The sequence below is a fragment of the Vibrio sp. V33_P6A3T137 genome, assembly GCF_009904835.1.
In the GTDB taxonomy this organism is placed as follows: Bacteria; Pseudomonadota; Gammaproteobacteria; order Enterobacterales; family Vibrionaceae; genus Vibrio; species Vibrio metschnikovii.
This window is the reverse complement of record NZ_WXWK01000083.1, coordinates 60,731-71,321: the sequence shown is the minus strand read 5'-3', so window position 1 is coordinate 71,321 and position 10,591 is coordinate 60,731. Positions and strand designations below refer to the sequence as shown.

The following is a 10,591-nucleotide window of genomic DNA, read 5'->3' as shown; positions in this document are numbered from 1 at the left end:
GTAAAAGCCATCGGTTTTTCATGTTCACAGTGAGTAATAAAAAAAGACAGCTTTTTGCTGTCTTTTTTTATTAAGCCAATTTTGTTACACAGAAGATTAACTTATTTAATGATTTTCCTTCATAATGGATCGATATGGCGGTTCGATAAAGGGCGAGGACAGCGAGTTATTGCAGCAAAATGACTCCGCATTGCCGATAGCACTGTCAACCTCAGTAGAAAAAGAGATTAAGGATAATAATGAAAAATTGGCTAGCTCTACTTTGCGCAAGTTTACTGTCGTTTGCGCTTCACGCTCAATCTTGGCAAGACATCACTCAACAAGCTCGGGGAGAGACGGTCTATTTCCATGCTTGGGGTGGCAGTCAAGAAGTTAACAACTACTTACGTTGGGCGGCTGTACAACTCAAACAACAGCACGACATCAATTTAGTGCATGTGAAGGTATCTGATATTGCCGAAACGGCCAGCCGACTAGTCGCAGAGAAAGCCGCAGGCCGTCACGATGCTGGTAGTGTTGACATGGTGTGGATCAATGGTGCTAATTTCAAGTCGATGAAAGATAATGGATTATTATACGGCCCAATCGTTGACATGCTACCCAACTGGGCAATCGTCGACTCATCACTTCCGGTCGATCGTGATTTTGCTGAACCAACGGAAGGGTTAGAAGCCCCTTGGGGAGTCGGTCAGTTAGTGTTTATTCACGACCACCAAAAGCTCAATAATCCCCCACAATCTTTCGCAGAGTTGCTCAGTTATGCCAAGGTATACCCTAACCGGATTACTTACCCTCGCCCACCTGAATTTCATGGTGCCAGTTTTCTTAAAGCATTATTGATTGAATTAACCGCGAACAATGCTGCATTAGGTTTACCGGTTGATCACGCGTCTTTCCCTATCATCACTAAACCGTTATGGGATTATTTGGATCAACTGCACACCGTCGCTTGGCGATCAGGGCGACAATTTCCATCTGGCTCATCAGAAATGCTCCAATTACTGGATGATGGACAAATTGATCTTGCGATTACTTTTAATCCTAATGCTGTTTTTGCCGCTCAGGCTGCGGGTAAGCTGTCGAAAAGTACACAAAGTTACGCGATGCAAAACGGCGCTTTAACCAATATTCATTTTTTAGCCATCCCTTGGAATGCCAATGCCAAAGCGGGGGCTTTAGTGACAATCAACTTTTTACTCAGCCCAGAAGCCCAATCTCGTAAAGGGGATTTAGCCATTTGGGGTGACCCTGCCGTGATCCAAAGGCAGCACCTTAGCGGCTCTGCCAGCCGTTCGAAATTGTATCCTTCAATAGACGAACCTCATCCCAGTTGGCAAACCGCGTTAGGGGAAGAGTGGCAGCGTCGTTACGGTCATCGTCAATAACGATTACTATGCGATTACGATTGGCTTATTGGGGCGTACTGCTGATTTGCGTTGCGCCGATCATTCCTGGAGTGCTCGGTATCGTCAGCTCTGCGTTGGGTTATATCCCTGCCGTACGATTGAATAGTGTTGGCGTTGAGGCTTTTCAGCAAGTTTGGCAATGGACCGGTATTGAACGTTCATTGCTGCTCTCGCTTAGCTCAACCCTATTGAGTACCTACCTTGCCTTAGCGATCAGTTTTGCTATTTTAGCCTCGCTTTGGCACTCTCCATATTGGCGAAGGGTTGAACATGCGTTATCCGCGCTGCTTGCTCTTCCTCACGTGGCTTTTGCGATTGGCTTTGCCTTCCTATTTGCACCGACAGGAATGGTTTCGCGTTTGGTCCATGCCATGTCGGGTTATCAACCTTCTACTCAAGGCGCTACTTGGCTAGTTCAAGATCCCTACGCATTGGGACTCACTATCGCCTTAGCATTAAAAGAAGTTCCTTTTCTGCTCTTGATGAGCCTCTCGGTGGTACAACAGTTACGCATTCCGTCCTTACTCACCGTTGCAGCCTCCCTCGGCTACTCACCTCGTCAAGCTTGGTTTAAGTTAGTTTTGCCACAATGGCTATCTAAAATGCGGTTTGCCTTATTTGCTGTCACTAGCTACGGTATTTCGGTGGTCGATCTCAGTCTAATTTTAGGTCCGAATACCCCTCCGACCTTCGCCGTCTTAGTCTGGCAATGGTTCAGTGATGCCGATCTGCAGCAAATTCCCCGCGCCGCCGCTGGCGCATTACTGCTCTTAGGATTAGCAAGTATCATGCTGCTATCGGTGTTGCTCATCGAGCGCATTCTCTTGGGTTTATGCCGTCAATGGATGTGGTCGGGCCGTTACGCCTTATTCTTACCAGGAAAAAGCTTACTCTGTTTAGTGTGCTTTATTTCTTTGAGTATTTTCCCTCTTATGATGCTATGGAGCATTGCTCAGCGTTGGCGTTTTCCTGAGTTGTGGCCCAGCGAATACAGTTGGCGATTTTGGCTAGCTGAATGGCCGACAATGCTACCTGCCCTCTATCAAAGTGTTGGTTTAGCGCTGGTCAGTGGTAGCCTAGCATTGCTTTTTGCTGTCCTCACTCATGAATATCGTCAAGCTTCGCCTCGCTCAGTACCGACCTATTTGATCGTCATGCCAATGCTAGTCCCTGCGCTCTCTTTATTGTTTGGCGTACAAATTCTCACCTTGCTGATCGAAGGCTCAAACTATGTCTTATGGGTCATTTGGGGGCATCTCTTCTTTGCTTTTCCGCTGGTGTATCTTGCGCTTGATGGGGCATGGAAAAGCTACCCTACTGACTACCATAAAATCGCCGCCAGTTTAGGTAAAAGTGATTGGTCTATCTTTTGCAGAGTTAAAGCCCCGCTATTGAGACCGGCTATGCTCTACGCTTGGGCAATAGGGAGCAGTGTGAGTTTAGCGCAGTATTTACCCACTCTGATGCTTGGGGGCGGTCGATTCGCCACCATTACTACCGAAGCGGTGACACTATCCAGTGGTTTTGATCGCCGGGTAATGGCTATTTATGCCCTTTGGCAAGCCGTGTTACCGTTCATTTTTTTCTTGCTTGCGATTATTCTTAGTCGCGCCTTTCAGCCTCAATCTTTAACAAGAAGCCGTTAACTAATGAGTTTTTATCTCAAAAACCTTACCCTATATAAGCCAGATGGCCAGCCACTGCTAAGCCATTTTGATTTAACCATTCATCGAGGTGAGATCGTCAGCCTAATGGGGCCAAGCGGCTGTGGTAAGTCGACCTTACTCAATGTTATTGCCGGACATTTACCCACCGATTTTCGTTATCGTGGAGAGATGACATTCAATCAACAAGATCTAACGACGCTGCGCCCACATCAACGCCAAATTGGTTTATTGTTCCAAGATGATTTGCTATTTCCGCATCTGAATGTGTGGGAAAATTTAGCCTTTGCCTTACCCAATGCAGTCAAAGGCCAACATCGCAAACGACAAGCGCAACAAGCTTTAGAGAACGTATCATTACTCGCGTTAGCGGAGTCTTTCCCAGACCAACTGTCGGGTGGACAAAGAGCCAGAGTCAGTTTGCTGCGTATGCTGCTCGCTCAACCTCGCCTAGCGCTACTTGATGAACCATTCAGTAAATTAGATAAAACATTACGGATACAATTTCGCCAGTGGGTATTTGAACAGTTAAAAGCCTCGCAAATTCCAACCTTAATGGTCACTCATGATGAAGAAGATGTGCTTCACTGTGATCGTGTAATCCAATGGCCTGAGGAGCAACTCAATGCTTGATCGCTACATTATCCCGGTTATTCGCCGCCCCTTATCCTATGCGGCAGAACAATTGGATGAACTCAACGTGACCGCAAATCAGGTGACACTCTTCGGTTTTGCTTTGGGGTGTTTGGCTTTTCCAGCGTTATTATTAGAGCAGTATACTTTGGCTTTATGGCTGATCCTCGCTAACCGACTTTGTGATGGGCTGGATGGAGCATTAGCGCGAATTCAAGGACTCACTGATGCAGGCGGATTTCTCGATATTAGCTTAGATTTTCTGTTTTATTCGTTAATCCCTTTTGGTTTTATTCTCGCGAATCCAGAAGCCAACAGCATTGCGGGCGCTTTTTTGATTTTTTCGTTCATTGGTACTGGGTGCAGTTTTCTCGCTTTTGCCGTCATGGCCAGCAAGCACGGGATCATCAACCCTGTTTATCAGCATAAGTCTTTGTATTATATGAGTGGATTAACCGAAGGGACAGAAACCATCGTTTGTTTGGTTCTATTTTGTCTCTTTCCTGACTATTTTTCACTGATTGCCTATCTGTTCGCAGCGGCTTGTTGGATAACGACTGGAACACGGCTCTATTCTGGTTTTCATACACTATCAACATTAGAGAAAACCAATAACTCACATTAAGACGTTCCGACACAACCCATTGGTGACAGCGTCACCAATGGGTAATCCGTTTTGGTCGAAATAGAACGACACTATTCAACGGTTAATATAGCGGCTAATCACAACACTTCGCTTAGCGAGCTTTGATCTCAGGCCAGAGGATATTCCAAGGTTTAATCCAGTTATCAATACCTTGACTAACCATAGGCGAAGACCATTTTTCGCCCAACAGAGGGGCATTTCTTGGATCACAAACAAACTCAAAGTGTGTGCCCTGAAAAGAAAAACGCAAAGCAAAAGCATGCAGATACCCACGATCCGCTTGGCTAGTCGGCAAATAAATAGGATCACCGACGATAGGCGAGCCTATCGATTTGAGTGCTACTCGAATTTGGTGGGTTTTGCCAGTGTGCGGTTTACATAAAAACAGCCGCTCGCCTGGCTCAGCCGGTAAAGAGAAAAATTGTGTGATGGCTGGGTTATCATAAGTTGGTACGAGTTTCCAACTGGCTCGACGTGAACGTTGCATATCACCACTGATCAACCCTTGTTTCTTCTTCGGTTTTTTGGCACCTATCGCGAGATAATATTTCTCAACCTTTCGCTTAGCAAAAGCCTGCGACAATTCACTGGCTGCCGCTGCATTGCGGGCGAGCAGTAGCAAACCAGAGGTCATTTTATCTAAGCGATGCACCAAATACAGTTGTGTATCGCCACTTTGCTGCCCGACTTCATGCAGCAACATCGTCTCCCCATCATCTTTATGAACAGAAACATTAGGGTGTTTATTAACGACTAAAAAATCCGTATGCTTCACAACTATATCAAACATGGTATTTTCCGAATAAAAACGATATTCACCTACGGCGACTTCAGACTGTAGATAAATAATAAATTGAGACCGAGGATCATAAAGCAACGGCTAAGTTTCACCTAGGTTTAGTTAATAAGCGAAACCGAAGGCTTCTATTGCGAACAAAGTGGAGTAGTAGCTAGACGTCAGCAAATGCTGAAAGTTCATAATCACTTATTCAATGCCCCGTAAACGCAAACACCGTCATGGCAGACGGTGTTTAGGGCGAAAATTAAGCAGGTTAATTAGGCAAAAAAGACCAATAACATCAACACAGGACAGACGATACGCACATACGTAGGCCAAATTTTCCAAAACCAGCTTTGTTCTATTTCTGGATAACCTTGCTTTAACTCATTGAGAATGTGATTACGATGCCAAATCCACCCGACCATTAAAGTGATCAAGAGAGCAATAATTGGTTGTGAATAAACGGTAGTAAACTGAATCACCAGACCAAATAAGGCCGAGAAATTAAAGACAATCACCACTGAAAACAACGTAACTAAACCGCCAATCCACAACACCGCCGAGCGGCGGCTCTGCTGCAACTCTTCAGTGGCACACGCCACGGGCACTTCAAGCATGGATATTGATGAAGTCAGGGCAGCAATGACCATCAATAAGAAGAACACTAAACCGATTAATGTCCCGACGGTGCCCATGGTATCAAACATGGCAGGTAAAACCGTAAACACCAAGGTATCTGAATTGAGTAACTCACCCGAGGCAGAAAAAATTTCTACGCCATTATGTTTAGCCACAAACATCGCAGGTAAGATCATCAAACCAGCAATAAAAGCAACACCAGTATCAATCAGTGCTACCTGAGCGGCCGTTTTAGGGATGTTGGTCTCTTTCTTCAGATAAGAGCCATAAGTGGTCATCACACACACACCCAATGAGAGAGAAAAGAACGCTTGCCCCATCGCACTGACAATCAGTTGCGGTGTCAGATGACTGAAATCGGGTACTAAGTACATGGTTAACCCATCCCATGCGCCTGGCTGAGTGAAAATATACACCGTCAATAAACCAAATAGGATAAATAGCAGAGGCATCAGACGAGTCGACCACTTTTCAATCCCATTTGCGACGCCATTACTGACCACAAACATGGTCAGAGCCATAAAAGCCATCATCAGAATTAAGTTACGTTCGGTACTAAAAGTGGTTAACCATTGGCTAGCACTCTCTATGCCTACCAATTCTAAACTGCTGCCAAATAATGACCCTAATAACCAACCAGCAACAATCGCGTAAAAACTGAGAATTAAAGAGACGACGACCATGCCGATAACGCCAAGTAAGATGGCACCGAACTTGCCTTTTGGCCATACCGAACGAAACGAGCGTATCGGGTTAGATTGCCCATAACGCCCTACGGTCAATTCGGCCACCAGCATAGGAAACGCCAATAAAAACACCATCAGTAAATAGACGATTAAAAAAACCGCACCGCCGTTACTCGCAGCTTGAGTCGGAAACCCCCAAACATTACCCAAACCGACTGCAGAACCTGCTGCTGCCATAATAAAACCAAATCGGGAGGTGAATTGGCCTCGAGAACTACTCGCCATAAATAGATACCATCATGTTATTGTAAACGCGCTAACCGCCCTTAGTGTGTACAAAAAAATATACACCAAAACAAAGCACGACTATCAACGTGGATATAGCAAGTAAAACAGTTTAATTATAAAATTGGAAGTCCGAACGCTCTAAATAAACACCAAGATAAAGCCTCTTTTGTCTGTTTGGTGCTTTTTTGTTCGACCAATTGTTCATCTTAGGTTCCTCCACCGCATTCTTCTTTTAACGATCACTTTTTTGTACAGTTCTGTTTCATATCACCTTTCAATCCTTCCTTCTCTGACGCTTTCCCTTTACTATCCACATAGACAACAATCAATACCGTGAGTATATGGATAAGATTTATCACTTTTTAACGTTAGCAAGCATCGTGATTTATTGGCTACTGGTCGCCGGGGTCACTCTGCGCGTTGTTCTTAAACGTAAGGCCATGAGCGTCTCTCTCGCTTGGTTAATGATCATTTACATCATTCCTATTGTCGGCGTGATCTGTTACTTCATGTTCGGGGAGCTGAACCTTGGCCGAACCAGAGCCGAACGAGCAAAAGAGATGTTTAAACCGTTTGGTGAATGGTTTCGTTCGCTCAATGATTGCCAAGCGCATATGCCTGAAACCATGGGCGCTCATATTTATAAAATTGATGAGCTGTGCAACCGTCGCATGGGAATTCCGGCGTTAAGCGGCAATACACTCTCACTGCAAAACTCGCCTAATGAAATCCTCCATTCGATCATCGCTGATATCGAAAAAGCACAACATAATATTCGCATGGAGTTTTATATCTGGTATCCCGGCGGTCTGGCTGATGCCGTTGGCTCGGCTTTAATTCAGGCGGCTAAACGCGGCGTCGATGTAAAACTATTGCTCGACTCCGCAGGAAGCCCGAAATTTTTCCGTAGTCATTGGTACAAATTAATGCGCAGTTCTGGCATTCATGTCGTTGAAGCGTTGCAAGTCAGTCCTTGGCGGATGCTATTTCGCCGTTTAGATCTTCGTCAGCACCGTAAAATTATCGTTATCGATGATAGCATTGCTTACACTGGCTCAATGAACATGGTCGACCCTGCGTTTTTCAAGCAAGACTCCGGCGTAGGGCAATGGATTGATATTATGGTACGTATCACTGGGCCTACCGTTAATGTCCTCTCGGCTATCCATTGTTGGGATTGGGAGGTAGAAACTGGGTCGCGGATGTTGCCTAATATTCCAGAATGCCAACTCGATACAAGCCAACCCCAACACCCGATACAAGTCGTGCCATCCGGACCGGGAATGCCAGAGCACTTGATCTTACAAGTACTGATTCTTGCTATGCATCAAGCCAATCAATCCGTACGGATTACCACGCCTTACTTTGTGCCAAGTGCTGATTTATTGGCCACGTTAAAAATGACGGCACAACGTGGGATCACGGTTGAATTGATTATTCCGCAAAAAAATGACTCAATAATGGTGCAATGGGCCTCTCGTTCATTTTACGAAGAATTGCTTGCAGCAGGCGTCACTATTTATGAATTTCATGGTGGATTACTGCATACTAAATCGGTTGTTATTGACCAAAAATTCTGTTTAGTCGGCACCGTTAATCTTGATATGCGCAGCTTATGGCTTAATTTTGAAGTCACGCTAGCCGTTGATGATCAAGAGTTCACTCAGCAATTGTATTGGCAACAACAAAGTTACATCGACCAATCTCAAGCCGTCCAAGCCAGTGAGTGGGAGAAGCGATCCTTAGGTCATCGCTTTTTAGAGCGGGTATTTTATCTGTTCAATCCTCTTCTGTAATCGACTAGGAAACTTTAGACAAGGACTCTGACATGTCACACAATAAAAAGACTCAATTGATCACTGCTGGTCGAGATAAAAAATGGACACAAGGTAGTGTCAACCCTCCGGTTCAACGCGCATCAACCATTGTTTTTGATACGGTTGCCGATAAGCATCACGCGACGGTGAATCGATCCAATAAGACTCTTTTTTATGGTCGCCGAGGAACTACCACTCATTTCGCCTTTCAAGAAGCGATGAGTGAATTAGAAGACGGTGCAGGTTGCGCCCTCTACCCTTGCGGTGCTGCGGCGATCAGTAACGCAATTCTGGCCTTTGTTCAATCCGGCGATCACTTATTAATGGTCGATACCTGTTATGAACCAACGCGTGATTTTTGTAACACCATACTCAAAAAATTTGGGGTTGAAACGACGTATTATGACCCGATGATTGGTGAAGGGATCAGCGCTCTTATCCAGCCTAATACCAAGATTTTATTTACCGAGTCACCTGGCTCTATCACCATGGAAGTTCAAGATATTCCCACCTTGGCTCGCATAGCTCATCAACATAATATCATTGTGATGATGGACAACACGTGGGCTGCGGGTATTCAGTTTGCGGCGTTACAACATGGTGTTGACATATCGATTCAAGCGGCGACCAAATACATTGTAGGCCACTCCGATGTGATGCTTGGTACTGCCGTTGCTAAAGCGGAATATTGGGACCAATTACGTGAAAATAGCTATTTAATGGGCCAATGCATTTCACCTGATGATGCTTATTTAGGTCTTCGTGGATTAAGAACCTTAGCGGTCCGTTTACAGCAACATCAACAAAATGCCCTTGCGGTGGCCAATTGGTTAGCCACTCATCCTTTAGTGGATGAGGTTCGCCATCCGGCATTCGCCAGTTGTCCAGGACACGAATTTTTCCAACGTGATTTCACTGGTGGCAACGGACTTTTCTCGTTTGTTCTTAAAACCAGCTATCCACGTGCAACCACCGCTCTGCTCAATGGTATGCAACATTTTAGTATGGGTTATTCTTGGGGGGGATTTGAAAGCTTAATTTTAGCGAATGAACCGAAAAGCTTTACCCAGTTACGAAGTGTCTCTCGACCCAATTTTGACGGGACTTTAATTCGTTTACATATTGGCTTAGAAGCGGTAGAAGATTTAATTGCTGATCTTGAACAAGGGTTTGCACGCTATCAAACCGTATTGGACTCTCGTTGCTGAACGCTTGTTTTGCCGATAACTGAACATTTTAGTTATCGGCATGGGCAATTCAAAAGGTGATCATTAACCATACCTACCGCTTGCATAAAAGCATAGCACGTCGTCGGTCCGACAAATTTAAACCCGTGTTGCTTTAAATAGTGGCTCATTGCACTCGACTCCTCACTGTAAGCCGGAACTTGATCTGCGCTTTGCCAGTGGTTGATCTTCGGCTCTCCGCCAACAAAAGACCATAATTTATCGCTCAATGACCCACATTCTTTCTGTATCGCTATCGCAGCACGAGCATTAGTAAACACCGACGCTATTTTTCCACGATGTTTAATCACATCAAACTGGCTCATGATCGATTCAACATCAGCATCATCGTATTGAGCTAACACGCTCAAGTCGTAATTGGCAAACGCTTGTCGATAAGCCTGACGTTTTTTTAATACCGTTAACCAACTAAGCCCAGCCTGAGCGCCTTCTAAAGTGATAAATTCAAACAAAACCCGATCCAGATAGACTGGCCTGCCCCATTCCGTATCGTGATATTCACGCTCAAGAGGATGCTTTAGTGCCCATGGACAGGTTAAATTACTCGTCATTGTTACCTACTCGTTGAATGTTTGGTTTAGCTCAAAGGATAAAATTATTCCGCTATACTGTGATGACCGATACCGAAAAGCAATCAAATCTACAGGAGTGATGAACCTTCACGATGATGTTATTAGCGCTTAACATCGATGCCGATTGCTCAAGATTAATATCGAATACTGTAGCGTTCTTCGCTAACCCAGCAATTTTCACAGAAAAGAGGCTCTTCGCTTTACTTGGGTAT

9 protein-coding genes are annotated in these 10,591 nt (G+C 44.9%); 6 read left to right on the top strand and 3 right to left on the bottom strand.

What is annotated here, in order from left to right:
- The first annotated feature begins 239 nt into the window (after positions 1-239).
- From CAG60_RS08395 to CAG60_RS08380, 4 genes are read left to right on the top strand one after another with little or no spacing between them, the layout of a single operon-like run.
- The gene (locus tag CAG60_RS08395; protein ID WP_004395123.1) at positions 240-1,385 is read left to right on the top strand and encodes an ABC transporter substrate-binding protein; all 1,146 of its coding nucleotides are present in this window, start codon (positions 240-242) and stop codon (positions 1,383-1,385) included.
- 8 nt (positions 1,386-1,393) lie between these two features.
- Positions 1,394-3,052, top strand: coding sequence for an ABC transporter permease (locus CAG60_RS08390; RefSeq protein ID WP_161438719.1), 1,659 nt, complete (start codon positions 1,394-1,396; stop codon positions 3,050-3,052).
- A 3-nt stretch (positions 3,053-3,055) separates the two neighbouring features.
- A complete protein-coding gene (locus tag CAG60_RS08385) occupies positions 3,056-3,703 on the top strand; it encodes an ATP-binding cassette domain-containing protein (RefSeq protein WP_154167971.1) in 648 nt (215 codons plus the stop codon).
- Positions 3,696-4,328, top strand: coding sequence for a CDP-alcohol phosphatidyltransferase family protein (locus CAG60_RS08380; RefSeq protein WP_004395120.1), 633 nt, complete (start codon positions 3,696-3,698; stop codon positions 4,326-4,328). The genes CAG60_RS08385 and CAG60_RS08380 overlap by 8 nt, the downstream gene beginning before the upstream one ends.
- 112 nt (positions 4,329-4,440) lie before the next feature.
- Here CAG60_RS08380 and CAG60_RS08375 read toward each other — a convergent pair whose 3' ends face one another.
- Both CAG60_RS08375 and CAG60_RS08370 read right to left on the bottom strand, forming a co-directional pair.
- Positions 4,441-5,139, bottom strand: coding sequence for a TIGR01621 family pseudouridine synthase (locus CAG60_RS08375; protein WP_161438718.1), 699 nt, complete (start codon positions 5,137-5,139; stop codon positions 4,441-4,443).
- A gap of 266 nt (positions 5,140-5,405) precedes the next feature.
- Complete coding sequence (locus CAG60_RS08370; RefSeq protein WP_161438717.1) at positions 5,406-6,740, bottom strand: sodium-dependent transporter; 1,335 nt, start codon at positions 6,738-6,740, stop codon at positions 5,406-5,408.
- A gap of 344 nt (positions 6,741-7,084) precedes the next feature.
- Between CAG60_RS08370 and cls the strand changes: the two genes are divergently transcribed.
- Both cls and CAG60_RS08360 read left to right on the top strand, forming a co-directional pair.
- Positions 7,085-8,539, top strand: a complete 1,455-nt coding sequence (gene cls / locus CAG60_RS08365) for a cardiolipin synthase (protein WP_161426609.1) — start codon at positions 7,085-7,087, stop codon at positions 8,537-8,539.
- 32 nt (positions 8,540-8,571) lie between these two features.
- The gene (locus CAG60_RS08360) at positions 8,572-9,768 is read left to right on the top strand and encodes a cystathionine beta-lyase (RefSeq protein ID WP_161438716.1); all 1,197 of its coding nucleotides are present in this window, start codon (positions 8,572-8,574) and stop codon (positions 9,766-9,768) included.
- 32 nt (positions 9,769-9,800) lie between these two features.
- On the opposite strand, the gene CAG60_RS08355 is transcribed toward CAG60_RS08360, so the two are convergent.
- Entirely contained in the window at positions 9,801-10,358 is a 558-nt protein-coding gene (locus CAG60_RS08355; protein ID WP_154167961.1) for a DNA-3-methyladenine glycosylase I, read from the bottom strand.
- Between the last annotated feature and the right edge of the window lie 233 nt (positions 10,359-10,591).

Coding starts and splice junctions, on each gene's coding strand:
- CAG60_RS08395 (WP_004395123.1), top strand. CDS start 240: ATGAAAAATTGGCTAGCTCTACTTTGCGCAAGTTTACTGTCGTTTGCG.
- CAG60_RS08390 (WP_161438719.1), top strand. CDS start 1,394: ATGCGATTACGATTGGCTTATTGGGGCGTACTGCTGATTTGCGTTGCG.
- CAG60_RS08385 (WP_154167971.1), top strand. CDS start 3,056: ATGAGTTTTTATCTCAAAAACCTTACCCTATATAAGCCAGATGGCCAG.
- CAG60_RS08380 (WP_004395120.1), top strand. CDS start 3,696: ATGCTTGATCGCTACATTATCCCGGTTATTCGCCGCCCCTTATCCTAT.
- CAG60_RS08375 (WP_161438718.1), bottom strand. CDS start 5,139: ATGTTTGATATAGTTGTGAAGCATACGGATTTTTTAGTCGTTAATAAA.
- CAG60_RS08370 (WP_161438717.1), bottom strand. CDS start 6,740: ATGGCGAGTAGTTCTCGAGGCCAATTCACCTCCCGATTTGGTTTTATT.
- cls (WP_161426609.1), top strand. CDS start 7,085: ATGGATAAGATTTATCACTTTTTAACGTTAGCAAGCATCGTGATTTAT.
- CAG60_RS08360 (WP_161438716.1), top strand. CDS start 8,572: ATGTCACACAATAAAAAGACTCAATTGATCACTGCTGGTCGAGATAAA.
- CAG60_RS08355 (WP_154167961.1), bottom strand. CDS start 10,358: ATGACGAGTAATTTAACCTGTCCATGGGCACTAAAGCATCCTCTTGAG.